At 72.9% G+C, this 26,741-nt stretch carries 22 protein-coding genes; 11 read left to right on the top strand and 11 right to left on the bottom strand.

What is annotated here, in order from left to right; translation table 11 throughout:
• Positions 1–6: 6 nt before the first annotated feature.
• The 4 genes from ACFYO5_RS15830 to ACFYO5_RS15815 all read right to left on the bottom strand — a co-directional run bounded on the left by ACFYO5_RS15830 (position 7) and on the right by ACFYO5_RS15815 (position 4,687).
• Positions 7–885 carry a carbohydrate ABC transporter permease gene (locus tag ACFYO5_RS15830; RefSeq protein ID WP_356565754.1) on the bottom strand — a complete coding sequence of 293 codons (879 nt, stop codon included), beginning with the start codon at positions 883–885 and terminating at the stop codon, positions 7–9.
• A 42-nt stretch (positions 886–927) separates the two neighbouring features.
• Positions 928–1,905: a sugar ABC transporter permease gene (locus ACFYO5_RS15825; protein ID WP_356565755.1), complete on the bottom strand. Its 978-nt coding sequence runs from the start codon at positions 1,903–1,905 to the stop codon at positions 928–930.
• Positions 1,906–1,951: 46 nt separating this feature from the next.
• Entirely contained in the window at positions 1,952–3,283 is a 1,332-nt protein-coding gene (locus ACFYO5_RS15820; RefSeq protein WP_356565756.1) for an extracellular solute-binding protein, read from the bottom strand.
• Positions 3,284–3,553: 270 nt separating this feature from the next.
• A complete protein-coding gene (locus ACFYO5_RS15815) occupies positions 3,554–4,687 on the bottom strand; it encodes an ROK family transcriptional regulator (RefSeq protein WP_388708935.1) in 1,134 nt (377 codons plus the stop codon).
• A 342-nt stretch (positions 4,688–5,029) separates the two neighbouring features.
• On the opposite strand from ACFYO5_RS15815, the gene ACFYO5_RS15810 reads away from it, so the two are divergent.
• From ACFYO5_RS15810 to ACFYO5_RS15790, 5 genes are all read left to right on the top strand, one after another.
• Complete coding sequence (locus ACFYO5_RS15810; RefSeq protein WP_388708933.1) at positions 5,030–5,983, top strand: N-acetylglucosamine kinase; 954 nt, start codon at positions 5,030–5,032, stop codon at positions 5,981–5,983.
• Between the two features lie 729 nt (positions 5,984–6,712).
• Positions 6,713–8,608 (top strand): phosphatase PAP2 family protein, encoded by a 1,896-nt coding sequence (locus ACFYO5_RS15805; RefSeq protein WP_388708930.1) that lies wholly within the window; start codon positions 6,713–6,715, stop codon positions 8,606–8,608.
• Positions 8,609–8,789: 181 nt separating this feature from the next.
• The gene (locus tag ACFYO5_RS15800; protein WP_388708928.1) at positions 8,790–9,713 is read left to right on the top strand and encodes a MurR/RpiR family transcriptional regulator; all 924 of its coding nucleotides are present in this window, start codon (positions 8,790–8,792) and stop codon (positions 9,711–9,713) included.
• A 315-nt stretch (positions 9,714–10,028) separates the two neighbouring features.
• A complete protein-coding gene (locus ACFYO5_RS15795) occupies positions 10,029–10,409 on the top strand; it encodes a hypothetical protein (RefSeq protein WP_356565765.1) in 381 nt (126 codons plus the stop codon).
• Positions 10,410–10,509: 100 nt separating this feature from the next.
• Positions 10,510–12,903 carry a SpoIIE family protein phosphatase gene (locus tag ACFYO5_RS15790; RefSeq protein WP_388708926.1) on the top strand — a complete coding sequence of 798 codons (2,394 nt, stop codon included), beginning with the start codon at positions 10,510–10,512 and terminating at the stop codon, positions 12,901–12,903.
• A gap of 10 nt (positions 12,904–12,913) precedes the next feature.
• Here the strand turns inward: ACFYO5_RS15790 and ACFYO5_RS15785 are convergent, their stop codons facing one another.
• Positions 12,914–13,534, bottom strand: a complete 621-nt coding sequence (locus ACFYO5_RS15785) for a peptidoglycan-binding protein (RefSeq protein WP_388708923.1) — start codon at positions 13,532–13,534, stop codon at positions 12,914–12,916.
• A 69-nt stretch (positions 13,535–13,603) separates the two neighbouring features.
• Positions 13,604–14,431 carry a hypothetical protein gene (locus ACFYO5_RS15780; RefSeq protein WP_388708921.1) on the bottom strand — a complete coding sequence of 276 codons (828 nt, stop codon included), beginning with the start codon at positions 14,429–14,431 and terminating at the stop codon, positions 13,604–13,606.
• 305 nt (positions 14,432–14,736) lie between these two features.
• Between ACFYO5_RS15780 and ACFYO5_RS15775 the strand changes: the two genes are divergently transcribed.
• From ACFYO5_RS15775 to ACFYO5_RS15760, 4 genes are all read left to right on the top strand, one after another.
• The gene (locus ACFYO5_RS15775; RefSeq protein ID WP_356565772.1) at positions 14,737–15,585 is read left to right on the top strand and encodes a bifunctional methylenetetrahydrofolate dehydrogenase/methenyltetrahydrofolate cyclohydrolase; all 849 of its coding nucleotides are present in this window, start codon (positions 14,737–14,739) and stop codon (positions 15,583–15,585) included.
• A 130-nt stretch (positions 15,586–15,715) separates the two neighbouring features.
• Positions 15,716–16,492: a TetR family transcriptional regulator gene (locus ACFYO5_RS15770; RefSeq protein ID WP_388709265.1), complete on the top strand. Its 777-nt coding sequence runs from the start codon at positions 15,716–15,718 to the stop codon at positions 16,490–16,492.
• Between the two features lie 164 nt (positions 16,493–16,656).
• Entirely contained in the window at positions 16,657–17,073 is a 417-nt protein-coding gene (locus ACFYO5_RS15765; RefSeq protein WP_388709263.1) for a Zn-ribbon domain-containing OB-fold protein, read from the top strand.
• 211 nt (positions 17,074–17,284) lie between these two features.
• Positions 17,285–20,059: a hypothetical protein gene (locus ACFYO5_RS15760; RefSeq protein WP_388708918.1), complete on the top strand. Its 2,775-nt coding sequence runs from the start codon at positions 17,285–17,287 to the stop codon at positions 20,057–20,059.
• A 101-nt stretch (positions 20,060–20,160) separates the two neighbouring features.
• On the opposite strand, the gene ACFYO5_RS15755 is transcribed toward ACFYO5_RS15760, so the two are convergent.
• A complete protein-coding gene (locus tag ACFYO5_RS15755; RefSeq protein ID WP_356565775.1) occupies positions 20,161–20,541 on the bottom strand; it encodes a PPOX class F420-dependent oxidoreductase in 381 nt (126 codons plus the stop codon).
• A gap of 29 nt (positions 20,542–20,570) precedes the next feature.
• Positions 20,571–21,749 carry an aminotransferase class I/II-fold pyridoxal phosphate-dependent enzyme gene (locus tag ACFYO5_RS15750; RefSeq protein WP_388708915.1) on the bottom strand — a complete coding sequence of 393 codons (1,179 nt, stop codon included), beginning with the start codon at positions 21,747–21,749 and terminating at the stop codon, positions 20,571–20,573.
• A gap of 155 nt (positions 21,750–21,904) precedes the next feature.
• On the opposite strand from ACFYO5_RS15750, the gene ACFYO5_RS15745 reads away from it, so the two are divergent.
• Together ACFYO5_RS15745 and ACFYO5_RS15740 are read left to right on the top strand one after the other, a co-directional pair.
• Positions 21,905–22,735 carry an SAM-dependent methyltransferase gene (locus tag ACFYO5_RS15745; RefSeq protein ID WP_356565778.1) on the top strand — a complete coding sequence of 277 codons (831 nt, stop codon included), beginning with the start codon at positions 21,905–21,907 and terminating at the stop codon, positions 22,733–22,735.
• 119 nt (positions 22,736–22,854) lie between these two features.
• Positions 22,855–24,249, top strand: coding sequence for a S1 family peptidase (locus tag ACFYO5_RS15740; protein WP_388708911.1), 1,395 nt, complete (start codon positions 22,855–22,857; stop codon positions 24,247–24,249).
• Between the two features lie 211 nt (positions 24,250–24,460).
• On the opposite strand, the gene ACFYO5_RS15735 is transcribed toward ACFYO5_RS15740, so the two are convergent.
• The 3 genes from ACFYO5_RS15735 to ACFYO5_RS15725 form a co-directional block, all read right to left on the bottom strand.
• On the bottom strand, positions 24,461–24,634 hold the full coding sequence (locus ACFYO5_RS15735) for a hypothetical protein (protein WP_086770288.1): 174 nt from the start codon (positions 24,632–24,634) through the stop codon (positions 24,461–24,463).
• A 119-nt stretch (positions 24,635–24,753) separates the two neighbouring features.
• Positions 24,754–25,449 carry a L,D-transpeptidase gene (locus ACFYO5_RS15730; RefSeq protein WP_356565781.1) on the bottom strand — a complete coding sequence of 232 codons (696 nt, stop codon included), beginning with the start codon at positions 25,447–25,449 and terminating at the stop codon, positions 24,754–24,756.
• Between the two features lie 367 nt (positions 25,450–25,816).
• Entirely contained in the window at positions 25,817–26,731 is a 915-nt protein-coding gene (locus ACFYO5_RS15725; RefSeq protein WP_388708908.1) for an SDR family oxidoreductase, read from the bottom strand.
• Positions 26,732–26,741: the final 10 nt, after the last annotated feature.

Genomic DNA, 26,741 nt, shown 5'->3' with positions numbered 1-26,741 from the left:
GGGTGCTCAGCCCTTCATGCCGGAGGTCGCCAGGCCTTCGACCAGCCTCTTCTGGAAGATGAGGAAGCAGATCAGTGTCGGCAGGAGGGCGAGGGTCGACATGGCGAACATGGCGCCGTAGGAGGAGCCGCTGGTCTGGTCCAGGAAGAGGGTCAGGCCGAGGGGGACGGTGAACTTGTCGTTCTGCTGGAGGTAGACGAGCTGGTGCAGGAAGTCGTCGTAGGTCCAGATGAAGGTGAAGATGGTGGTGGTGACCAGCGCCGGCTTCATCAGCGGCAGGATGATCTTCCAGTAGATCTGCCAGGGGTTGGCGCCGTCCATCATCGCCGCGTGGTCCAGCTCGCGCGGGATGGAGCGGATGAACTGCACCATGAGGAAGATGAAGAAGGCGTCCACCGCGAGGAACTTGGGGACGATCAGCGGCAGGTAGGTGTTGATCCAGGTCAGGTTGTAGAAGATCGTGTACTGCGGGATGAGGACGGCCTGGGTGGGCAGCATCAGTGTGCCGAGCATCAGGCCGAACCAGATCTTCTTGCCGCGGAACTCGAAGCGCGCGAAGGCGTAGGCGGCCAGCGAGCAGGAGATCACGTTGCCGATCACCGCGCCGATCGTGACGATCAGCGAGTTGGTGATGTAGAGGGAGAAGGAGTTGCCGGACCCGCTCCAGCCGTCGGCGTAGTTCTGCGGGTTGAGCTTGTTCGGGATCAGTCCGGGATGGGTGAAGATCTCGGTGTCGGGCTTGATCGAGCTGCTGAGCATCCACAGCAGCGGGTACAGCATGACGATCGCGACGCCGATGAGCACGGTGTGGATGAAGATCCGGCGGGCGCCGGTGGCCGAGCGCAGCTTCTGGAGCGGCGAGGCGTGGGACGTGGTGGCGGACATGGTGGGAAGGACTCCTCGCTCGGACGTCAGGCGTCGGTCGTGTCAGTCGTCGTAGTGGACCCAGTAACGGCTGGCGATGAAGTTGACCGCCGTGAAGCCTGCGATGACCAGGAACAGCACCCAGGCAAGGGCCGAGGCGTATCCCATCTGGAGGTCCGTGAAGCCCTTCTTGTACAGGTAGAGGGAGTAGAGCATCGTCGAGTTGAGGGGGCCGCCGCTGCCGTTGCTGATGACGAACGCGGGGGTGAACGTCTTGAACGCGTCGATGATCTGGAGGACCACGTTGAAGAAGACGATCGGGGTCAGCAGCGGCAGGGTGATCCGGAAGAATCGGGTGGCGGGGCCGGCGCCGTCGATCGAGGCCGCCTCGTAGACGTCTTTGGGCAGTTGCTTGAGACCGGCGAGGAAGATGACCATCGGGGTGCCGAACTGCCAGACGGCGAGCAGGATCAGCGTGTAGATGGCGGTGTCGGGGCTGGAGATCCAGTCCTGGCCCTTGATGCCGAACCAGCCGAGGAAGTCGTTGAACAGGCCGTCGCCGCCGAAGACCTGGCGCCACACGATGGCCACGGCCACCGCCCCGCCGAGCAGCGAGGGCAGGTAGAAGGCGGCCCGGTACAGGCCGATCCCCCGCAGGTCCCGATTGAGGAGCATCGCCACACCGAGGGCCAGCGCGAGCTTCAGCGGGACCGACACGACGACGTAGAGCAGGGTGGCGTGCACCGTGTCCCAGAAGACCGGGTCGTCGGCGAACATCCGCTCGTAGTTGTCGGTGCCGACCCACTGGGCGGGCGTCAGCAGGTCGAAGTCGGTGAAGGACAGGTACAGCGAGTCGAGCATCGGGTAGATCGTCAGGCCGAACAGGCCGACGAACCAGGGGGCCAGGAAGAGGTACGGCCACCAGCCCCCGCCGCGCTTTCTGGCGAGGCGGCGTCGCATACGTTCGCGGTCCCGGTGGTCGGACGGGGTCGCCGGGGCCGGCGTCTCCTTCACGACCTCGTCGGACTTCGCGGTGGTCATACTCATCTCCCTGGCCCTCTCCCGGTCTTTCTGCGTGCCGCGCGAGTCAGGCGGACAGGATGCCTGCGGCCTGGTCGAAGAACTCGCCGAGCTGCGCCTTGATGGACTTCTTGCCGAAGGCGACGGCGAGGTTGGACTGGAACAGCAGGTCCCAGACCTGGTCGGCGCCCTGCGGCGGGGGCACCGGGTTGGGCAGCGCGTCGGTCGCCTTCGCCACCCGCTGGGAGATGTAGTCGGCGTTCGCCATGTTCAGCTTGTCCGTCTCGGACAGGCCCGCGGAGATCAGGTTGCGGGCCTTGTCCGTCGGCGGGATGCCGCGCAGCAGCTGGAAGTCCTTGATCGCGGTGTCGTTCTGCGCGATGAAGGAGATGATCTTGACGGAGTCGGCGACCCGCTTGCTCTTCTTCGTGGCGCTCAGCAGCACACCGCCGTTGACGAAGTTGCCCTCGCGCGCCCCCGACCAGTCACCTTGCGGGGTGGGCAGGAAGTCCAGCTGCGCGTCGGTGATCGAGCCGCCCGCGCCGTAGACGCCGGAGTCGAAGGTGAACAGGGCCTTGCCGATGACGACCGCGTTCTTGGTGAGGTCGTTGTGCGCGGCGGAGGTGACGGCCGGCGGCGGGCAGGCGTTGGCCTTGCGCATGTCCGCCCAGTACTCCCACCACTCCTGGAGGGTGTCCGCGGTGAAGCCGAGCTTCTTGCCGTCGGTGGAGTAGAACGTCTGGCCCTTCTCCCGGGCGAAGATCTCGAAGCACTGGAGGGTGCCGCCACCGCCGTCGTCGACGCCGTAGATCTTGCCGCCGCTCTTCTTGTAGACGTCCTGGCTGATCGCCTTCAGGTCCGCCCAGGTCCACTCGCGGTCCGGCAGCTTCAGGCCGAGCTTCTCCAGGCCGCTGCGGTTGACGGTGAGCTGGTTGACGCCGATGCCGGACGGGACGCCGTACAGCTTGCCGTCGACGGTGCCGTTGGCCAGGAGCGTCTTGGAGAAGCCGGTGAGGTCGAGGTCCTTGCCGACGTAGGAGTCGAGCGGGGCGAGGACGCCCTTGCGGGCGTACTGGGCGACCAGCGCGGTGTCCATCTGCATGAGGTCGGGGGCGCTGCCGCCGGCGACATTGGTGTTGAACTTGTCGAAGTACCCGTCGTACCCGGAGTAGGTCTCCTGGATCTTGATCTTCGGGTTGTCCTTCTGGAAGGCGGCAAGCGCTTTCTTGTAGGCCGCGTGGCGTTCGTCGCTGCCCCACCAGGTCATGGTGAGCTTGCTGCTGGTGCTGCCGGCCCCGGTGCCGCCGGAGCAGGCCGCGAGCGAGCTGCCGAGCGCGCCGGCGACGGCGAGACCGCTCGCGGTGCGGAAGAGGGTTCTGCGCGAGATCTGGTGACCCACCGGGTCCTCCCTGAGGTGCGTGATGGACTTCCCGGCCGGTCGATGCGGCACGGGGATGCTGCTCGGAATGGCGCCTTCCGGTGGAGCGGCCTCGCCCGGCCGCGCCATCCTGACGGGTACGGATCCCCGGCCGCCATGGCCGTCGTCACACGAGCACGCCCTCGTGCGGCTGCCGTACCTCGGGTACGGGCGGGACGCCTGCCCCAAGTCGACGTCCCGGCCGACTTAGAAAGCGCTTGTCCGGACATTGGCAGACCGAGTCGGAGGCCGTCAATCCTTCGTCCGCGCCGCCTCGGTCACGGTTTGGACTCCCCGGGCCACCGCGAGCCGGGCCGCGCCGACCACGGTGCCCAGGTCACCGACGGTGCTGCTGACCAGCTCGGTGGGCCAGCTCAGCCGCTCCACCTCGGCCCGCACACCGGGCAGCAGCCGCGGGTCGGCGCCGGTGCTGCCACCCAGCACGATCAGTCCGGGATCCAGTACGGCGATCACCGCGGCGGCGAGCCGGCCCACGTCGACGGCGTGACGGTCCAGGACGGCACGGGCCGGGGCACTGCCCTTCCCGGCCAGGGCGAGCAGCCGGTCCGTGGTGCGCGGGCACGGCCCGTCGGCCTTCTGCCACACCTCCGCGGCGCGCCGCAGCAGGGAGCGGGCGCCCATGTACTCCTCCAGCGCCTCGTGCCGGGGCTCGCTCCCGCCGGCCCAGGGATAGGGCAGCCGGGCCAGCTCTCCGGCGGCACCGTTCGCCCCGCGCAGCACCCGCCCGCCCACGACGATGCCGAGGCCGATGCCGACGCCGATCCGCAGGTAGCCGAAGGTGTGGCGGCCCCGCGCCGCCCCCTCGTGCAACTCCGCCAGCGCGGCGCAGTTCACGTTGTTCTCCAGGTGGACCGGCACCCCCGGCGGCAGCACGACGGCCACGGCGTCGAAGACGGGACCGGCCTTGGCGGTCGCCGGGCGCATGCCGCCGCCCCGCTCCCCCGGCGCGGCGACGTCACCGACGGCGACGACGATGGTCCGCAGCGGGGCGTCCGCCGGCAGCGCGTCGAGCGCCTCCCGTACGACGTCGGCGGCGCCCGCCCGGGGGCCGGTGGCCTCGGCGAGCAGCGTGCCGTCCAGGGCGCAGCACCGCACCCGGGTGAGGGCGGGGCCGAGATCGACGGCGAGCACGGCCCCGGCCGCGTGACCGAGGCGGTACACGGCCGCCGAGCGCCCCGTACCGCCGGAGGAGGTGCCGGAGTGGGCCGCGAGGCCGACACCCTCCAGCTCCGCGACGGCGGAGGACACCGTCGGTTTGGAAAGGCCCGCCATGGTCGCGAGCTGCGGCCGGGTGGCGCTGCCCGCCTCGGCCAGCACGGCGAACACCGCACCCGCGCTCTCGGTCAGGCGGGGGGTTGTTGCCACGACGTGTTCCACGGTTCCCCCACAGAGGTCATGGTCCGCACCCACGCGTCGATCATCTCGGTCGATCGGTCCGCGGAGTACGGCGACGGAATGGCCGGCGTCACGCGTTCCCGCGTGTTTCGGGCCCGGTCGCGACGCACTCGGACCCGAGTGGGCGACGACTCTTGACGCACTGTACTTCGTTAGTTAACTTCCTAACGAACATCACGGTACTCGCCTGCCGTGCTCCGTCAGAGGCCCGTCCCGGGGCTTCGCCACCTTCCGCGACTCCTGTTTCCCTCCTGTCCTCCAGGACACGGTTCGCCCGCCGTCGCAGCCCAGCGCAACGACGAAAGAGGATCCGTGCAGGACTCTCCTCCCGCGTGCCCCCTGCTGGTCGGCATCGACGTGGGCGGCACCAAGACGCATCTCCGCGCGCTAGCGGGGGGCGACCTCGTGGCCGACCACGTCCGCGCCAGCGGCGGCTGGCGGCCGCACGACCCCGCTGCCGCGGCCGGCTGGCTGGCCGCCCTGGTGCGCGACGCGCTGCCCGCCGGCGCCCGCCCGGCCTCCCTCGCCGTCGGCGCGCACGCCTGCGAGACCCCACGCCAGGGCGCCGCGATCGGCGCCGCCGTCGCCACCCTCCTCGACATGCCCGCACGGATCGTCGGCGACGCCGAACTCCTCGTCCCCGCCGCCGGTCTCGACCAGGGCGTCGGCCTCGTCGCCGGCACCGGCTCGGTGGCCGTGGGCCGGCTGCCCGACGGCACCGCCGTGCAGGTGGGCGGCTGGGGCGCGGTCCTCGGCGACGAGGGCGGCGCCGCCGGTCTGGTGCGGGAGGCCGTCCGCGCCGTATGGGCCGCCCACGACCGCGGGGAACGCCCCGAACACCTCGCGGTCCGGTTGCTCGACTCGCTCGGAGTGGCCGAGGTGCCCGCGCTCGGCGGGGCCCTGGAAGGGGCCTCGGACCTCTCGGCCGAGTGGGGCCGGCACGCCCCCGCCGTCTTCGCGGCCGCCGCCGACGGCTCCCCGCTCGCCCGCACCGTGATCACCGAGGCCGGTGGGGCGCTCGCCGCCCTGGTCAGCCGGCTCGCCGCCCGCGGGGTTCCCGTGGACGACGTCGTGGTCGCGGGCGGCACGGTGCTCGCCCAGCCCGCGCTGTACGAGGCGTTCACCACGGCTCTCGCGACGGCCCTGCCGGGAACACGGGTGAGGCCGCTGCGGGTACCACCCGTGCGGGGAGCGATCGCCCTGGCACGAGGGCTGGTGCGAACAGACACGGACGCGCCGGCCGACGCCCACGGGTCACCGCGGTGAACCGACGCCCACGGGGCACCGCCGCGGCCCGGCGACGGCGTCCGCCACTGCCGAGCCACCACCCCACCCGCCCGGAGGGCACGGCAGGCACCACCCACGCGGCGCACGGTCGCACGGACACGAGGACCGGCACGAACGGACACGGCCGCGCCGGCCCCCGCCTACGGGTCACCGCCGTGACCCGGCGACCGCGTCCGCCACTGCCGAGCCACCACCCCACCCGCCCGGAGGGCACGGCAGGCACCACCCACGCGGCGCACGGTCGCACGGACACGAGGACCGGTACGAACGGACACGGCCTCAGCCACGGACCCGCCGCCCGCCGTCCACGGGTCGCCGCCGTGAACCGCCGTCCACGGGGCACCGCCGTGCCCCGGCGACCGCGTCTGCCACTGCCGACCCACCACCCCACCCGCCCGGAGGCCGCCCGCCGGGGCGCCGTCGTGCCCCGGTGTTCGTCGGCGTCCGCGCCGTGGTCCGCCCGCCCCGCGGTCGCGGCGTGCCCGCTCTCCGCCCCGTCCGTCCGCGCCCCCGCACCGACGAGCCGGGACCGCGTTCACCCGCGCGACACGTCCCGGTCTCCGACCCCTCGCCGACGGGACACGACACGGCCGTAGATCTTCGCACGTACGCACCGTTCGGCTCACGGATCGTCAGAACCCCTCAGAGTCGCACCCACTCGCACGACCTTCCGGCCGTACGGCCGGACCACTTGAGAGAGGCACCTCCATGCCGTCAACCGCCGTGAACCGACGAGGCTTCCTCAAGGCGTCCCTGGGCGGCTCCGCCGCGCTGGTCGCCGCGCCCACGCTCGTCTCCTGGCTGGCCGCCGCCGACGCCAAGGCCGCCACGGCCCCGCTCGCGTTCGCCGACGACTACAAGAGCAACGTCATGGCGAACCTGACGCCCGAGACCAACGCCGTGGTGCGCGTCCTGGGCGGCATGGCGAAGGTCTGGCGGACGGGCGCGGCCTGGAACACCGGGACCGCGCTGCGGCCCGACGTGCTCCGCGCCAACATGCGCTACTGCGCCCGCGTCACCGCCGCCCGCACGGAGGCGCAGGCCCGGGAGGCGTTCGTGCACGACCGCCAGCACCAGAGCTACGCGATGATCGGCGCCCTGGGCCCGCTCGCCGACCTCTACCGCGCGGGCGCCAAGGCGGTCACCTCGATCACCACCGCCCCGGACACCACTCCCGCGACCACGATCAGCGACGCCGTTCCCGCCGACGCCCCGGCCGGTTCCGCGCTCGGCGCCGGGTCGTACACCTCGGATCTCGGGCAGGTGGCCAGGCTGGTCGACACCGTGCGCGGCCCGTTCGCCTCGGGCAACCCCGGCAAGTACGCCTTCCAGTACCCGCGTCCGTGGCGCATGAACGAGAACAGCGAGGTCGTCGACACCGGTCGCACCGACGCCCTCGGCTACCCGGTCTACGACTCGAAGGTGGTCGTCGTCACCCAGCTGCTGCGCCAGCGCAGCACCTCCCCGGTCGACGACGGCGGTTTCCCCAGCGGGCACACCAACGCCTTCCACCTGGCGGCGCTGGCGTTCGCGTACGCGGTGCCCGAGCGGTTCCAGGAGCTGGTGACGCGCGCCTTCGAACTGAGCCACACCCGGATCGTCTCCGGCATGCACTCCACCGTCGACGTCATCGGCGGCCGCGTCATGGCCACCGCCCTCGCCGCGGCCACTCTGGCCGACCCGGCCAACGCCGAGCTGAAGAAGGCGGCGCGGGCCCAGGCGCTGGCGTACTTCACGGAGCGGACCGGCACCACGGCCGACACCCTGTACGCCCACGCGCACTCGGACGCCGCCGACCGCTACGCCGACCCTCGCGCCAACCACCGCTCGGTGGAGCCCCGGTTGACCTACGTGCTCACCCGCGAGGGCCGCGACGAGCCGCTCACCGTCCCCAAGGGCGCGGAGGTGCTGCTGGAGACGCGGCTGCCGTACCTGAGCGCGGACCAGCGCCGCGAGGTGCTGCGCACGACCGCGCTGCCCGCCGGATACGTCCTGCTGGACGGCTTCGAGCAGTGGGGCCGCCTCGACCTGTTCACGGCGGCGGACGGCTACGGCTCCTTCGACGAGGACGTGACGGTCACCCTGGACGCGTCCGCGGGCGGCTTCGGGGCGGCCGACGCCTGGCGCAACGACATCGGCGGCCGGGGCGGTCTGACGAAGAAGGGCACCGGCACACTCACCCTGACCGGCCACAACCGGTACACCGGCGGGACCGTCGTGGCGGACGGCGTCCTGGTGTCGGCCTCGGCGCACGCGCTGGGCCACGGTGACGTCCGGGTGCTGGGCGGGACCGTCCGCGTCGACGAGCCGGTCCGGGTGCACGGTCTGTTCGCCCAGGAGTCCGGCACGCTGGAGCCCACGCTGCGCGCGGGCCGGCACCAGGCGGTCCTCACGGTGACGCGCCGGGTGGTGCTGGGCGCGGGCAGTGTGCTGTCGCTGCGTCTGGACGAGGATCGGCCGCCGACCGTGGGCAGCACCGTCCGCGTGATCGACGCCCCCGCGTTGCGCGGTCGCTTCGACCGCGTGGAACTGGACTCCGACGAGCTGCGGGCGGTGCCGGTGTACGCGGCGGGCGGCCTGTCGGTGCGCCTCGTGCGGCGGTGACGGCCTGACGGGCGGGAGCGGTCCGGACGCGGGCGCGGCCCGTCCGCGGACCGCTCCCGCGCACCCTTCCGCTCCCCCTCCCCCGGCGCCCTCACCAGTGCCGTCCCGCGCTCTCCGACACCCGGTCGGGCACGGTGCGTGAGCTATGTTGAGCCTCGTGGGAGTACTAGGAGGAGGACCGGTGCCATCGCCTCAGCAGGCACGCGCACAGGCGACCACGATCACCTCGGGCAAGACCGATCCGGAGGCGGAGGTGTCCGCGACCTCCCGGCTCCGGGCGCTTTTCGACGGGCCTCATCTGTCCCCGGGCCAGCGGCGCATCGCCCAGTACCTGATCGAGCACCTCACCGAGGCGGCGTTCCTGTCGATCACCGACCTCGCGGAGCGGGTCGGGGTCAGCCAGCCCTCGGTGACCCGGTTCGCGGCGGCGGTCGGGTTCAGCGGCTATCCGGCGCTGCGGGAGAGGCTCCAGTCGATCGCGCTCGGCACCCTCGCGGGCGGCCCGGCGCCGGCCGAGGAGAACCGGAGCAACGAACTCCAGGCGGCGGTCGACGCGGAGATCGAGAACCTGGAGAACCTGCGCCGTGACTTCGCCGACCCGGACCAGGTCATCGACATGGGCCGACGATTGTCGGCCTCCACCCCGCTGACCGTCGTGGGCCTGCGCATCTCGGCCTCGCTGGCGGAGTACTTCGCCTACGCGGCCCGCCGTATCCACCCGGACGTACGGCTGGTGACACGGGGCGGCAGTGTCGCCTACGACGCCCTGCTCCAGTCCCGGGAGGCGGGCGGGACGTGGGTGCTGGCGTTCTCGATGCCCCGGCACGCGCAGGAGACGCTGACCGCGGTGCGGGTCGCGCGCAGTGCCGGCCTCAAGGTCGCGCTGGTCACCGACCTGGCGCTGGGTCCGGTGGCCGACGAGGCCGACGTCACCTTCGCCACCGGGACCGGCTCCCGGCTGGTGTTCGACTCCTACGCCGCCCCCGGCGTGATGGCCGCGGCGCTGCTCCAGGCGATGACGGACGCGGGGCCCGAGCGCACCCAGGCGCGGCTGGAGGAGTACGAGCAGATCGCCGAGCAGCACCAGTTCTTCCTGCGGGAATGACCCCGGCGCCGCACCGGCTCGTCCGCACCCCCGGCCCCGGGAAAGCGCCAAGGGATCATTGCCAACAAATCGCGCATGAATGTTTTCATACGTCTTGCAAAGGAGACGGCATATATAAATACTGCTCACGGCCGCACCCGCCCGCCGAGGGCACCAGAACGGGCACCCGAAGCCGCCGTCCCCTACCCGCGTCGGCGCCGAGGCTGCTCGGGGCCTCGCCGGAGCGAGCGCCCGTGGCGGCCCCGGTCAATCCCCTGGACCGGGGCCGCCCAGAACCGTCGGACCACCCGTCACGACGACACATACCCGGAAGCGATGATCATGCCCCTGACGACGACGCGCATCAGCCCGGACTGGCCGTGCCAGGTCAAGGCCCCCGGCAGCTACGACTGGGAGCGCTCCGCTGCCAAGTGGCTGCGCGAGCTGGTGCCCGCGCGCTATGCGAGCTACCCGGCGCTGCTGCGCCACCCCGTGCTGCTCGCCCGCCATGCGCAGATCCAGGTCCAGCACGAGATCCGGGTGGCCCGCACCGCTCTCCAGACGGCCCGCGCCGACCTGCCCCGCCTCGGACTGCCCGAGTCCGTCATCGAACACACGATCAAGCTGTACGCCGCCGAGGTACTGCAACTCCAGCACATCGCCCGCAGTGTCCGTGCGGTCGCCGAGGCGCTGGCGGAGAGCGGCCCCGGACGCTGAAGGACATCTTCCGTTCCACCGCCCCCTCGGCCATCGTCGCTGGCGAGAGCAGCGACACAAGGCCGTGCTCGGACCCCGGCCGGTGTGCCATGCTCAAGGCGTGACGAGCGAAGCCGCCCGGCCCCCGGAGGCCGGTGCCGTACCTGATCTGGCCGCCCTGACCAAGGTCGTCGCCCGCCAGCGCGCCGAGCTGGACCGACTCCAGGACCTGGCCGCCACGGCGGTGGTCGTCGAGCGCGCCAAGGGCGCCGTCATGGCCGGCACCGGCTGCACGCCGGACGCCGCCCACGAGGAGCTTCAGCGGCGGGCCAGGACGGCTCGGCGCACGCTGCTGGAGGAGTGCTGGATCACCCTCGGCAGCCTGGGCCCGCAGAACCGCACGGCCGCGCAGCCGCTCCCGGCCGACGTGGTCACCGGACCCCCCTCTCGGTCGGCCGCGCTCGCGGCGGACCCCGACAGCGAGACCCTCGCCCGCTTCGGCCAGGCGCTCGTCCGGGTCGGCGGACCGCAGGATCTCGCCCGCTGCCTGCTCGACCACCTCCCGCCGGACACCGGGGCCGCGGCCGTCCTGATCTTCACGCGGCTGCCCGCCGGCGGGCTCGAACTGGTCGGACACGCGGGCGTCGACGACCTGCTCGTCCAGCAGTGGAGCCGGGTGCCGCCGCTGAGCGGGATCGCCGCGCTGGACGCCCTCGACTCCGGTGAGGCGTGCTGGCTGGAGGACATCGACGCGGACCGGCGGCGCTACCTGCTGATCGGGGACCCGCCCGAACAGTGGCCGACCCGCGCCTGGCTGCCCGTGCCCACGGGGAGGCCGGCCGAGGTCGCGGTCGGCATACTCCGGCGCCGTGAGGGGTCCTTCGACCCCGAGGTCCGTCACCATCTGCTGGGTCTCGTCCGGTTGTGCGCGGGCCCGCTGAAGATGTTCGGCATCCGGCAGGACCCCGCGGTCGGCGCGGCCGCGGCGGCGGTGCGGACGGTGTTCGACCGGCTCGCGGGCAGTGCCGTCCTGCTCACCCCGCTGCGCTCCCCGTCGGGGGAGGTCGAGGACTTCCGCATCGACGCCGCCACCGTGGACACCTCCGACGCCGTCGGCCGCAGGGGCCGCGAACTGGTCGGCCAGCGCTTCCTCGAGTGCTGGCCGGGGACCGCCGGGGAGCCGCTGTGGCAGGGCTGTCTGGACACCCTGGTCACCGGCCGGCCCTACGAGAGCGAGCCGTTCGTCCGGCAGCACGTCGTGGCCGGGGTCAGCGAGCTGTCCACCTACTCGGCGCGGGTGGCACGGCTGGGCGACGGACTGGTCGTCAACTGGATCCGGCACGATCCCTCGGACCGGCAGGAGCAGCGTCTCGCGGACGTGCAGCGGCTGGGCAACCTGGGCTGGGCCAACTGGCACCTGGTCACCGGCGAGGTGAACTGGTCCTCCCAGGTCTACGCCATCTTCGACCGGGACCCCGCCCGGGGCGCCCTGCCGCTGGCGCAGCTGCCGGGCCTGTCCCTGCCCGAGGACATGCCCGCGGTGGCCCGAGCCGTCACCGAACTGGTGCGCCTGGGCCGGCCGTGCGACGTGCCGTTCCGGATCGCCACCCGCGACGGGATCAGGCATCTGCGCGCCGTCGCCGAGGCCGTGGTGGACGACCGGGGCACCCCGGTCGAGGTCCACGGCTTCGTCCAGGACGTCACCGCGCAGCGCAGCGCCGAACTCGCCCTCGTGGCCAGCGAACGGGCCATCCTGACCCAGCACGGCGTGCTCCAGGCCGAGCGCACGGTCGCGGCCAGGCTCCAGGACGCACTGCTCCCGCTGCCGAAGCAACCCGTGCGGCTGGCGGGGCTGCGGGTCGACATCGCCTACCTGCCCGCCCAGTCAGGGCTCAACGTCGGCGGGGACTGGTTCAGCGCCATCGAACTGCCGGACGGTGACGCGCTGTTCGTGGTGGGCGACGTGGCCGGGCACGGCATCGACGCCGTCGCCGCGATGGCACTGCTGCGGTTCACCGCCAAGGGCATGGTCATCACCGGCTCGTCGCTGACAGGGGCGCTCGACCGGCTCAACGCCCTGCTGCTGCACTCCCGCGACGCGCACGGTACGGCGACCATGGTCCTGGCCCGCTACAACCCCCGCGAACGCCGGCTGGTGTGGGCGCAGGCGGGCCATCCGCCGCCCCTGCTGCTGCGCGACGGAAAGGCCCGCTACCTCGACCGGCCCTTCGGGATGCTGCTCGGCGCGGGCGACACCGCCACGTACGAGGAGGCGGAGTGCCGTCTCGCGCCCGGTGACCGGCTGGTGCTGTACACCGACGGTCTGGTCGAGCGGCCCTCGGAGAGCATCGACCGCGGCCTGGACCGGCTGGCCGCGGCCGCCGAGGTGCCGGGTGCGGGCGGATCGGCGCCGCTGGACCGGCTGCTCGGCGCGCTGCTGGAGCCCGAGCGGCGGGACGACGTGTGCGTGGTGGACATCAGGGTGCCGGAGGAGGGCGAGAGCCCGGCGGCATAGGCGCCGGCCGTCAGCCGGTGCGCGATTCGAGGTCACGGCGGGTGTCGTCACCGTAGACGCCGCTCTCGTCGCCCCGGATGCCGTACCAGAGCTGGAAGCGGGCCACGGCCTCGGTGAGGACGGTGTCGTAGCGGCCGTCGGTGGCGCCGTCGTCGTAGACGTTCGGGATGCGCCGCAGCCGCTGCTGGAGGTCGGTGACCCGGAGTCCGGTGGCGCCCTCCCGGAGGGTGCCGGGGCCGTCCGGGTCGGCCGAAGGCGCGGTGCCGGCGGGCGGGGCGGCCGGGAGCGTCCGGGCGCCGCTTCCCCGGTCGCCGTCCGGCAGCAGGAGGGCGCAGCCGAGGCCGACGAGGGCGGCCGCGAGCACGGCGCCCGCGGCGACGGCGCCCCGGCGCCGTCCGGACCCACGGCCGGAGGGCCGCCGGCCGGGCCGGACCGGCGGGAGTTCCCGCGTCCGCTCCTCGGCCGGCAGCGGGACACTCTCGTATTCCTCGGCGTCGTCGGTGTCGTCGGTGTCGTCGGTCATCTCGCGGAACAGCTCCGCGAGGGCGTCGGTGTTGCGCGGCCTGAGAACCCGCACGGGTTCCAGGACCGCGCGTTCGCGAGGCTTCGCCGGCTCGTCCGCCGTCGGCACGCCGCTCTCCCTCCGTACCGGGATCTCCGGGTCCCCCGGGGAGAGGTACGGGCGCGGGGGCTGCCGGGTTCAGCCGGCGAGGAAACCGTGCAGGGAACGGGTCATGGCGGTGACGAAGGCGTCCCGCGTCCTGTCGTCCACGAGGTCCAGGGAGAGGTAGGGATTGAGGTCCTCCAGCTCGACGAGCAGCAGCTCGCCGTCCGGGGCGCGGCAGGCGTCGACGCGCTGGATGCCGTGCGCGAGGCCGTTCCAGTCGACGAAGCGGCGGGCGAACCGCAGGTCCCGCGCGGTGGCGTCGTACGGCTCCAGCTGCCAGCGGCGGTCGGGGCGCGGGGCGTACAGCGCGTACTGGAAGTCGTCGTCGACGAAGTAGAAGGAGATCTCGTGGGCGAAGTCGACGCACGGCTGGATCAGGGAGACGCCGTCGGCCAGCGCCGGCAGGGCGTCGGCGGTGACGATCCGCAGGCCTATCGAGTCGGCGCCCAGCTTGGGCTTGACCACATAGCGGTCCGACTCGGGCAGCCGGTGCAGGTCCTCGGGTCGGTCGACGGTGGGGATCACCGGGAAGCCGGCCGCGCTCAGGTCGAGGAGGTACTGCTTGCCCGCCATGTCGGCGCGGCCGGTGAGCGGGTTGTAGACGCGGGTTCCGGCGCTCAGCGCGCGCTCGCGGAAGGCGTCGTACGCCTCCTGGTGACCGAGGACGGGGCCACTGTTGCGGACGACGACGGCGTCGAAGGCGTCCATCAGGGCGACCGCGTCCAGGGGGTGGCACAGGGCGAGGTCGAAGTGGGTGCGCAGCCGGGAGGTGAGGAAGACGTCCTCGTCGCCGTAGCGGCGCCCGCGGGCCTCGTAGGCCAGGTCGGTGACGTAGAGGAGACGGGGGCGTTCGGTGGACATGCGTGACTCCTCGGTGGTGCGTGCGGTGCCGGCGGTACGGGCGGTACGGAGCGCGACGACGGTGGCGGTGCGGGCAGCGTACGTCGGGCGGACAGGGGTCCCGCTCCCGGGTCCGCCGACGGCCGTTCTCGTCGCGGCGGGCGTGGGGCGGGCGGGACGTACGATGACAGTGTCGGGAATCGGATCGTCCGACCGGTCCGGGACAGCGTCGTCTCCCCCGCCGCCTCTCCGCATGTCCACGTCTTTTTCGTACGTCCACGTCTCTCCGGTACGTCTTCGGTACTCCTGAAGGGCTCGCGACTCCCGTGACCACCGCAACACTCCTCGACGGCAAGGCCGCCGCGGCCGACATCAAGAGCGAACTCGCCCTGCGCGTGCAGGCGTTGAAGGAACGTGGGATCACCCCCGGACTCGGCACGATCCTCGTCGGCGACGATCCGGGCAGTCGCTCCTACGTCGGCGGCAAGCACCGCGACTGCGCCCAGGTCGGCATCGCGTCGATCCGTGTGGAGCTGCCCGCCACGGCCTCGCAGGCCGATGTGGAGGCGGCGGTGCTGCGGCTGAACGCCGACCCGGCGTGCACGGGGTTCATCGTGCAGCTGCCGCTGCCCGCGCACATCGACACCCACTCCGTGCTGGAGCTGATCGATCCGGTCAAGGACGCCGACGGGCTGCACCCGGCGAACCTGGGCCGGCTGGTGCTCGGCATACCGGCGCCGCTGCCCTGCACCCCGCGCGGCATCATCGACCTGCTGCGCCGCAACCACGTGGCCATCACCGGGCAGCAGTTCTGCGTCATCGGCTGCGGCGTCACCGTGGGCCGGCCGCTGGGGCTGATGCTGACCCGCAGCTCCGAGCACGCCACCGTGACCCTGTGCCACGAGGCGACGCAGGACGTCGCCGCGCACGCGCGCGTGGCGGACGTCGTCGTGGCGGCGGCGGGTGTCGCGCACATGGTCACGCCGGACTGGGTCAAGCCGGGCGCCACCGTACTGTCGGTCGGACTCACCCGCACCGTCGAGGGCATCCTCGGCGACGTCCACCCGGACGTGAGCGATGTCGCCGGGTCGTTCGCGCCGCCGGTCGGCGGGGTGGGCCCGATGACGCGGGCCATGCTGCTGACCAACGTGGTCGAGGCGGCCGAACGGTTCTGAACGCATCCCACCTCCGGTGGCACTCGGTTCCCCGCGCGAGGGAACCGAGTGCCATCGCCGCAGGTCGGGTGTTACGTTCCCTGCCATGAGTTCCCGTGACAGCGCCGCGGCGGCCGGCACCAAGCCGCCCATGCGGGACGCCCTGGTCGCGGCGGCTTTCCGGCTGTTCCTGGAGCGGGGCTACGAGCAGACCACCGTCGACGACATCGTGGCCCTCGCCGAGGTCGGCCGACGGTCCTTCTTCCGCTACTTCCCCTCCAAGGAAGCCGTGGTCTTCCCCGACCACGAGCGCTGCCTGGCCGACATGACCGCCTTCCTCGCCGCGAGCGACGAGGGCCACGAGCCGGTCCGCCGGGTGTGCGACGCCGCGCGGCTGGTGCTGCGCATGTACGCCGAGAACCCCTCCTTCTCCGTGCAGCGTTACCGCCTCACCAAGCAGGTGCCCGGCCTGCGCGCGTACGAGCTGTCGGTGGTGTGGCGCTACGAACGCGCCCTCGCCGCGTACCTGCGCCACCGCTTCGCCGGCCCGCCCGACGGGAACCTGCGGGCCGACGTGATCGCCGCCGCCGTGGTCGCCGCCCACAACAACGCGCTCCGCTCCTGGCTTCGTTCGGACGGGGAGGGTGACGCGAGCACGACGGTCGACCATGCCCTGGGCTATGTCCAGTCCGCGTTCGGCGCCCCGCCGGTGACACCGGCGCAGCAACTCCCGGACCGGCCGGAGCGCGCAGGGGCCTCCGCGATCTCCGGGAACTCAGGGCACACAGGGCACACAGGGCACACAGGGCATTCGAAGGGCACGGGGGATGCCGGGCACCCGGAGGACGTGGTGGTCCTCGTGGCGCGGCGCGGGGCGCCCCTGTGGCGGGTGGTGCGGGAGATCGAGACGGCCCTGGGGCGGGGGTAGGCCCCGGAGCGGACCCCGCCAGATTGGGGGTACGCAGTGCCTTTACCAGTGGCACTGAGTGCCATAACCTGTGGGCGTGCACGGTGGCACGGCGAACCGCGCACACCTGTGCCCGGGTGAGCCGCGCACGGGGATTCCGGCCGATGTGCAGGGAGTTGACCAGCGTGTACCACGACTCAGGAAGCGCCGTTCAGCAGGCGACGGGCTCCTCGGCGGGGCTCCTCGACCGCCGGACCGCCACGGACACGGACGCGATCCTCTTCCAGCGCTGCACCTGGTGCGGCACCGCCATGTTCCACCGGCTGCTGTGTCCGGTCTGCCAGGGCAGCGACCTGCGCACGGAGCGCAGCGAGGGCACGGGCACGGTCCGCCACGCCACGGTGGTGCACCGCAACACCCCTTCCGCGCGCAATGTGTCCCTGGTCGAGATGGCCGAGGGCTTCGTGGTGCGCGGCCGGGTGATGGGCCCGCTCATCGGCATCCACAGCGGCGACCGGGTCCGGCTGTCCACGGCCCAGGACCCGGTGCGGGGCGAGCCGGTCTTCCAGCTGCTCGACGAGCCGTACCGGGCCTGGCGCTGACCCCGGTCTCCTCCCGCTCCGGCGCGGCCGGGCCAAGTGCCCGCGTGACACGGGCGGTTGCAAGTGACCGGATCTCTGCCCCCAGCGGGCGGAATCCGACCCGAATCCGTCGGCACAGGCAACCCACAGGTCCTCTTTCGCTTCCTCCGGGACGCGAGGGGCTCCCGATACGGACGGGGCTCCCGCGCTCCGAACCCTGAGGAGTGGACCCTTGATCCGTGCCCGGCGAATAGGTGTCACCGCCGTGGCCGCGCTCGCGGCCCTGGCGGCAACACCGCAACTGGCACAAGCCCGGCAACCGTCCGAGACAGCACCGTCGACCGTGTCCTTCGACAGCGGCCTGCCGCCCGGCTGGCGCATCGACGGCGAGGGCGCCACACGCGGGCTGGTGTGGCGCTCCCCCAGGCCCGTGCCCATGGGCGACGCCCGCGTGGAGTTCCGCGCCGGCGACCGGCCGCTCGGCGCCCCGAGGGCAGAGCACGACGGCCGTACGTTCCGACTGCCCCTGGACGCCGTCGGCGACGCCCCCCTGAAGGACCTTCACGTCCTGTCGGGCGGGCGCCGGTTGGACGCGCCCGCCGACGGGACCGCGAGGCGGGAGCGCGGCGCGCTGTCCGCCGCGAAACCCCCGGCCGCGCTCCCCGCGAACTCCGTGGACCCCGGCAGACCCGGCGCGTACCGCACGGTCACCGGTGAGTACGGCCTCGCCCCGGTGAAGCTGCCCGGCTTCGCGGAGCCGGTGGAGATGCGGGCCGTGGTCGTCGCGCCCCGGGGCACCACCGGCAGGCGTCCCCTCGCGCTCTTCCTGCACGGCCGGCACGGCACGTGCTACAAGCCGGGCGGCGACGACGTGACCGGCGACTGGCCCTGCCCGGCCGGCACGAAGGCGATCCCGAGCCACCGGGGTTATCTCAAGGACCAGCGACTCCTCGCGTCCCAGGGCTATGTGACGGTGTCGATCTCCGCCAACGGCATCAACGGCCAGGACTGGGCGGCGGAGGACGGCGGCGCGCAGGCCCGTTCCTCGCTGGTGCGGCAGCACCTCGCGCGCTGGGCCGACTGGGCCGCCCGTCCCCGCACCGCCCCCGCGGTCGTACGCACCGCCCCCAAGGCCGACCTCTCGCGCGTCCTGCTCGTGGGGCACTCCCGCGGCGGCGAGGGCGTCAACCGGGCGGCGATGGACAGCCTGTACCCGCCGCCGGCCGCCCAGGACGGCTACCGCGGCCGGGCCCGCTGGACGATCCGCGGCACCGTCCTCGTCGGACCGACGGTCTTCGGCCAGAATCCCGTCGCCGACGTGCCGTCCGCGACGATCCTGCCGGGCTGCGACGGCGACGTCTCCGACCTCCAGGGCGAGGTGTACGTCGACGGCACACGCGGTGTCAGCCGCGGCACCGCGCTGCACAGCGCCGTGTACGTGGTCGGCGCGAACCACAACTTCTTCAACAGCGAGTGGACGCCCGGCCTGTCCGAGGCGCCCGCCTCCGACGACTTCTGGGACGACGCCGAGCAGCCCGACCCGGTGTGCTCCGCGGGGACCCGGACCCGGCTGACCCCCGACCGGCAGCACCAGGCCGGCGCCACCTACATCGCCGCCGCGGCCCGCCTGTTCGTCGCCGGTGACGACCGGGTGCGCCCGCTGCTCGACGGCTCGGGGCGACGCGCCCCCTCCGCGGACCCGGCCACCGTGCTGACCCACGCCGTCGGCGCCCGCCGCACCGCCGGGTTCCTGCCCGACGGCGGGGTGAAGGTGACCGGCGGCAGACTGTGCGCGGCGGTCGACCCCGACCCCGCCAAGGCCTGTCTGCCCACCGACACCAAGGGGTCCTCGCCCCACTTCGCCAGGTGGGAGACCGACAGGGAGGCCGGCCGCGGCGCGGTGGCACTGGACTGGACGGCCCCGGGCACCGCGACGCGCGTCCGCCCGGCCGCGCCGCTCTCCCTCACCGGCGCCAGGAGCCTGGCGCTGCGCCTGTTCGTGCCGCCGAACACGACCGGCACCGCGCTGGACGTGGCGGTCACCGACGCCGCGGGCCGTCGCGCCCCGCTCGGCCGGGTCACCGTCGACGGGCTGCCCGGCAGCGAACGCACCGCCTCCTACTGGGCGCGCGAGGTGCGCGTCCCGCTGACCGCCGCCACCCGCGCCGGGCTCGACCTCCGGCACGTCAAGTCGTTGGAGCTGACCCCGCGTTCGGCGTCCGGGCAGGCCTGGCTGATGGACGCCTGGGGGTGGACGCCCGGCACCCCGGCGGTGCGGGCGGCGGCTCTGCCGCGCGTCGACATCGGCCGCCTCACCGTCGAGGAGGGCGACTCCGGGGCCCGGACCTACCGCATCCCGGTGCGGGTCTCCGGGCACGGCAGCGGCACGGTCCGCTTCTCCGTGCTCGACCCGGACACCGGCGAGGCCGTGGACAGGCTGGTCGCGGTACGGCCCGGTGCCACCGCCGTCGACGTGCCGGTCGAGGTGAAGGGCGACACCCGCTTCGGCTACGACGAGGGGTACGACCTCGTCGCGAAGGCCGTGCGCGGCGCCGTCATCGGCAGCCACCGGGGCGGTGTCACCGCGCGGAACGACGACCCCGCGCCCGAGGTGACCCTGACCCCGGTCACGGACCGGGTGTCCGAGGGCGGGACGCTGACCTGGCGGATCGGCCTGTCCGCGCCCGCCGAGGTGGAGATCTGGCAGCCGGTGCGCGTGGTCGCCGTCACCGAGGGCGCCGAGCTGTCCACCAGGGACGTCGACCCGGCGTGGCTGCTGGACCGGGCCGGTGCCCTGCCCGATCCGGAGCGCCCGCTGTCCGAGGCCGACCTGTGGGTCTGGACGGGCCTTCCCGCCGGGGCCACCGGCGCCGACTTCACCGTGGTGACGGTGGCGGACCAGGTGGCCGAGCCGGTCGAGTCGGTGCGCCTGACGCTCACCGGCGACGAGGCCGAGCCGCTTCCCGGCCGGCCCGTCCTGACGGGAACGGTGACGGACGCGCCGTAGACCGCACGCCGTAGACCGCACGCCGCAGCCCGCGCGCCATGGACCGCTCGGCGTCGGTGAGGGGGGCGGGGACCGGACGGTCCCCGCCCCCCCTCATCCGGTCACAGCGTCACGCGGATCCCGACCGTGCCCTCCAGGCCCCGCCGGAGCCGGCTGCCGAGCAGCGTGAGGCGGCCGACGACGCCGTACTTGCGGGCCAACAGGGTGCGGTAGCGGGCCGTGGTCCGCGCGTCGCAGATCTCGGCGTGGGCCGGGAGCTGCTCGCCGGTGGGGTTGCCGCGTGCGTCGCAGGGCCCGACCATGACGTCACCGCGGGCCCGGATGCGCTTCACCTTCCAGGAGTCGGCGGCCGACCACGCCCCGAGCGAGTCCCCGTCGCGGACCACCCACACGGGCGTGGCGACCCCGGACCCGTTCTTCCGATAGCTGGTGATCAGCAGGTACTTGCCTGCTCCGAGCCGGTCGAGCGCCTTGTCGTCCATACCCGCAGTGTAGGCACGCGGGCACCGGGTCAGCGCAGGGCCGACGCCATCCGTCGCACTGCCTCCGCGAGGATCTCCGGCGAGGTCCCGAGGTTCAGCCGTACGTGCCCGGCGCCGCCCGTGCCGAAATCGGGGCCGGGGCTGAGGGCGACCCGCCCCCGCTCCAGGAAGACCCGCGCCGGATCGTCGCCGAGGTCCAGCGCCCGACAGTCCAGCCAGGCCAGGTACGTCGCCGCGCCCGGCCGGTGCCGGACACCGGGCAGCCGGTCGGCGAGGAGGTCGGCGAGCAGGCGGCGGTTGTCGTCGAGGCCGCCGAGCAGCGCGTCCAGCCAGGTGGTGCCGGAGCGCAGGGCGGCGGTGTGGGCGAGGACGCCGACATGGCTCGGGCCGTCTCCGACCTCCTCCGGCAGCAGGGCCAGGTCTGCTTCGGCCGCGGGTCCCGCGACGGCGAGGGCGGCCTTGAGCCCGGCCAGGTTCCAGGCCTTCGTCGCCGACATCAGCGACAGGCCCGCGTCCGCACCGGGAACGCTCAGATACGGCACGAAGTCGACCCCGCCGGCCGTGAGCGGCGCGTGGATCTCGTCGGCGACCACCCGGACGCCGTACCGTTCGGCGAGGGCCGCCACCGCGGCGAGTTCCCCGGCGGTGTGCACCGTGCCGGTCGGGTTCTGCGGGCTGCACAGCAGGTGCGCGGCGCGTCCGCCGCCCGCGACGGCCCGCCGGTAGGCCTCCTCCAGGACGTCGAGGTCCAGGCGTCCGTCCGCGCCCAGCGGCGCCTCGGCGATCCGGCGGTCCATGTGCTCGACGAACTGGAAGAACGGCGGGTAGACCGGGGGGTTCACCACGACCGGGTCGCCGGGCCCGGTCACGAGCTTGAGCATCTCGACGACGCCCAGCATCACGTCGGGCACGATCGCCGTCCGCTCGACCGCGAGGCCGTGCCAGCCCCACCGCTTGGCGGCGAACGCGGCCAGCGCCTCGGCGTAGGCGCTGCCCGCGGCGTAGCCGGTGTCGCCCAGGGCGAGCGCGTCACCGACCGCGCGGACGACGGGCTCGGCGAGGGGGACGTCCAGTTCCGCCACCCACAGCGGCAGGACGTCGTCGGGGTAGGTGCGCCACTTCATGCTCGTACGGCGCCGGAGGTGGTCCAGGGTGAGGGCGCGCAGCGGATTCGGTTCACCGGACGGTTCGTGCGGGATCCTGGTCATGGGCACAAGATAGAGCGCCGTCGGCGCAGGCGGCCGGACCCGGACAAAACCGCGGCGGCGGAAAACGGGAGACCCTGCGCGGAGATCAACTCGCCGGTCTAGATTGCTCCTTGGCCCGAAAGAACCGTCACCACCAGGCATCCAGGAGCAGATCCGTGACCGAGAACCCGCCGGCCGTGGACGAGGCGGCGCAGTCGCTGCGCGACCGCATCAACACCAGCCAGCCGCATACCGCCCGCATCTGGAACTACTGGCTGGGCGGCAAGGACAACTACGAGGTCGACCGCGCGGCCGGCGACCAGATCCGCCAACTCCACCCGGGCATCGGCGAGTACGCCCGAGCGGACCGCCTCTTCCTGGGCCGCGCCGTACGCCATCTGGTCCACGACGTCGGGATACGCCAGTTCCTCGACATAGGCACCGGCCTGCCCACCGCGGACAACACCCACGAGGTGGCGCAGGCCGCCGCCCCGGACGCCCGAATCGTCTACGTCGACAACGACCCGCTGGTCCTGGCGCACGCCCGCGCCCTGCTCACCAGCACGCCCGAGGGCCGTACCGACTATCTCGACGAGGACCTGCGCAACGTCGACGCGATCCTCGAACACGCGGCACGGACGCTGGACTTCAGCGAGCCGGTGGCGCTGATCCTGCTCGGCGTGGTCATCTTCGTCGGCGACGACGAGGATCCCTACGGCCTGGTGCGCCGACTGGTCGACAGGCTGCCCGCGGGCAGCCATCTGGTGCTGTCGCACACCATCACCAGCCCGGCGATGCCGGACGTGGACGAGGCCGTCAAGTTCTGGAACGAACACGGCACGCCGAAGCTGACCCAGCGCACGCCCGAGGACGTGGTCCGCTTCTTCGACGGTCTGGAACTGCTGGAGCCCGGCGTGGTGTCCTGCTCGCGCTGGCGGCCGGAGGGGACCGGCGGGGCGGAGCCGGAGGAGGTCGCCATGTTCGGCGGGGTGGCCCGCAAACAGTGAGGTGATCGTCTCCGGGCTGAACGCGGCCGGGTCCCGGCGCGTATGGGAGTGAGGGTCCTCAACGACGGGAGGTCCTCGCGGTGTTGGGGCCGCGCGTTCGCTGTTTCCGGGAGCCATGCATGAGGCACGTACGACGACGGATCGTCCGGCGAACGACACGGCTGGCGGCCGTCGCCGGGCTGCTCCTGGGCGGTGCCATGGTCACGCAGGCGGCCATGGCGAGCGAGCCGTCGGCCACCGCGACCGTGCCCGGTACCGCGGCGCGGTCCGTCGGGAGCACCGGCGCGGACCTGGTGAAGCGGCTCGGCGCCGCCCGCACGGCGGGCACCTGGGTCGACGCCGAGGGCCGTCCGGTCGTCGCGGTCACCGACGAGGACACGGCCGCGACGGTCCGCGCGGCGGGCGCCGGGGCGAAGGTCGTCGGGCACAGCATGAACGAGTTGCGGTCGGCCGCGGCGGCGCTGCGTGCGGCGCCCCGGGTGGCCGGTACCGCCTGGGTCATGGACTACAAGTCCAACCAGGTCGTCGTGCGCGGCGACAGCACCGTGTCCGCTTCCGACTGGGGGCGGATGACGGACGTGGCGTCGGGCATCGGCAGCTTCGTCCGCATGGAACGCACCGAGGGCACCTTCACCACCCGGCTCAACGGCGCGCAGCCCATCCTGTCGACCGGCGGCCGTTGTTCCGCGGGCTTCAACGTGACCAACGGGTCGAACGACTTCATCCTCACCGCCGGGCACTGCGGTCCCGCCGGGTCCAGCTGGTTCGCGGACAACCGGGGCACCCAGCAGGTGGGCCGGACGGTCAACTCGACGTTCCCCGGCTCCGACTTCTCGCTCGTGCAGTACGCGAGCGGGAAAGCCGGCGCGGGGGCGGACATCGTGGCGATCGGCGACGGCAACGGCGTACGGATCACCGGCGTGGGCGACGCGGCCGTGGGGCAGCGTGTGTTCCGCAGCGGCAGCACCACCGGACTGCGCGACGGCGAGGTGACCGGTCTCGACGCGACGGTCAACTACCCGGAGGGCACCGTCTCCGGGCTGATCGAGACCACCGTGTGCGCCGAGTCCGGCGACAGCGGCGGCCCGATGTTCTCCGACGGCGTCGCGCTCGGCGTCACCTCGGGCGGCAGCGGCGACTGCACGACGGGCGGCACGACGTTCTTCCAGCCGGTGACGAAGGCGCTGGCGCAGCTCGGCGTGCAGTTGATCGTGGCGGCGCCGTCCGATGCCGCCGGCGCCTCGGCCGCGCCGTCCCAGGGCGCGCCCCAGCCGTCGTCGTCGCCGACGCAGGCGGCGGTGGCCCCGGGGTCGGTCACGCCCGGCTCGACGACGCCCGTGACGGGCGGTACGGGCACGGTGTCACTGGCGGAGCGGCTCACCGATCCGCGCAACGTCGGCCCCGGCCTGCTGGTGATCGCGGGCAGTCTGGTCGCGCTGGTGGCGACCCGGTACATCCGGGCGGAGCAGGACCGCAAGGCGTACCAGCGGCAGTACTCGGCGAGCTGGGGATGAGGTGACGCCGACCACCGTGGCGTCACGGACAGTCAGGTCACGGGGCAGGTCAGGGGACAGGTCACGGGGCAGATCGCCGGACCGCCGTCGGGCGGTCGCCGGACGGTCGCCGGACGGTCGCCGGACAACGAGAAGGGCACCCACGAGGGGTGCCCGGACGGAGTTGCGGGGGCGGAGCTGCGAGGCTGGAAGCCCCGCGGCCGGACGGCTGTCAGGCCGCCTCGACCGATTGCGGGGCCACGGCGGCCCACTCCAGGACGAGCCGCCGGTACTCCTCGCGCTGCTCGCCCGTCAGTGTCCCGCCCGACCGGAGCCACAGGGCCCTGATCTCCTCGTTGACCTCCGCGGCCGATCGCTCGGAGAGGGGTTCAACAGTGGTGGACATGGTGTGAATCTTACGGTGCCGGAGGTGAAGGCACCGTGAGTGATACACGCACCTAACGGACAAACCGGACGTGTCACTGATCACGTCCGTCCGCCCGTGTCCGGTCGCGCCGCCGCCTGTCAGGTGCCCGGCTTGCGGCCGTACACGAAGACGTCGTCGCCGGTCTTCAACAGGGACCAGTACTTCTTGGCGGTGGTCTTCGTCATGTTGACGCAGCCGTGCGAACCGGGCGGGTTCCACATGCTGACGCCGACCGAGTGGAAGGCCTGGCCGCCGTCGAAGAACTGGCTGTACGGCATCGGCACGTTGTAGATGCTCGACACGTGGTCGATGTTGCGCCAATAGACCTTCTTCAGGCCGGTGCGGGTCTCGTAGCCGTCGCGTCCGGTGCGGACCGGGACGGGCCCGTAGACGAGGCGGCTGCCGTCCTGGATCCAGCTGATCTGGAGCGTGAGGTTGACGCAGGCGATGCGGCCCTTGTTGGTCGGGCACTTGCCGGCCTTGTTGGGCTTGTTGCCCACCGCCTTCTGTTTGTTCATGAGATCCATCACACCCCAGGTGACGGGCCCCGCGTAGCCGATGTTCGGCGTGATGCCGTGCTTGTTCTGGAAGGCCTGGATGGCCTTGCAGTCGGTCGACGACTGCTTGCCGTCGACCGGTCGGCCGAGGAACTTCTCGACCTGCTTCTGGTACGGCCCGGCCTGCGTGGTGCAGCTCGCGGCCTGTGCGGGCGCCGCGCCCAGCGCGAGCGTCAGCGGCGCGATCAGCCCCGTGACCCCCAGCATGACGGCACCTCGTCTGCGTATGTCCCCCATGACTGCCACTACCCTCTCCCTGGCCCGATTCCGGCGACTCCACCCACTAGACCCGTCCGCCGGTCCTTCGGTTGTAGGGAGCCCCGCACTGTGACGAAACGGTGAACTTCCTCGCGGTCCACTCTCTCGCCGGTGGACCGGGTGCGGCGGCCCCCGCTTCGCCTCCGCCAGCCGTCGCCGAGTCCGGCGAGACCTTCCTCACGCCGACGGTATACGGCGGGCTGCCGGGCCGCGGGCGGCGTCCAGCGACCGGCGCACCACCGAGGAGGACGGCGAGCGGGTGCTCGCGGCACTCACCGCCGCACCGGCCGGGCCCCCACCGCCGCACCGGCCGGCCCTCACCGTCGGCCGCGGGCCGGGGGCCCGCTCACCGGTAGCCCGTCGTGTCCGCCGGCCCTCCCGCGTCCTGGACCTCGACGAGGTAGCGCCAGGCGTCGGGGCGGCTGCCGTCGAGGTCGGTGAAGCCGTATGCGGCGGCGAGGCCGCCGCTGGACAGCGACTGCCCGTTCCAGCGGGCCGCTTCCGGGTCGGCGGCGAGGGCGGCGACGGCGCGGCCGACATAGCGGGGCGTCTCGGAGATGGCGAAGTGCGGCACCTTGGCGAGGGCGTCGCGCCAGTTGTCCTCGCGCACCCCGAAATGGTCGAGCATGATCTCGGAGCGCAGCCAGCCGGGGGTGAGCGCGAGGGCGGTGGCGCCGCGCGGGCCGAGTTCGTGGGCGAGGGCGAAGGCCATCCGCAGGACGGACGCCTTGGCGAGGTCGTAGAAGAAGTTCACGCGGTAGGTGTCGCGGTTGTACTCGGCGGTGCCGTCGGTCATCTCGACGACGAGTCCGCCGGGGCGGCGCAGCAGGAGCGGCAGGGCGTGGTGGCTGGTGACGGCGTGCGTCTCGACGGCGAGCCGCAGCAGCCGCAGGCCCTTGTCGAGGTCGTGCTCCCAGACGGGCTTGTCCCACTCGAAGAGGTTCTCGCCGCCCCAGATGTCGTTGACGAGGACGTCGAGGCGGTCCCGCTCGGCCGCGATCCGGTCGACGAGCGACCGGACCTGGGCGGGTTCGAGGTGATCGGTCGGTACCGCGATGCCCTGGCCGCCCGCCTCGGTGACCAGGTCGGCGGTGTCCTCGATCGTCTCGGGGCGGTCGTACTCGGAGCGGCGGGCCCGGGTGGTGCGGCCGGTGACGTAGACGGTGGCGCCGGCCGCCCCCAGTTCCACGGCGATGCCCCGCCCCGCTCCCCGGGTCGCCCCGGCGACCAGGGCGACCCTGCCTTCCAAAGGACCGGACATGTGCGACCTC

Origin of the sequence: Streptomyces sp. NPDC006259 (assembly GCF_042870975.1) — a bacterium.
Lineage (GTDB): Bacteria > Actinomycetota > Actinomycetes > Streptomycetales > Streptomycetaceae > Streptomyces.
The sequence above is the reverse complement of the archived record's forward strand: the minus strand, read 5'-3'. Positions and strand labels throughout refer to the sequence as shown.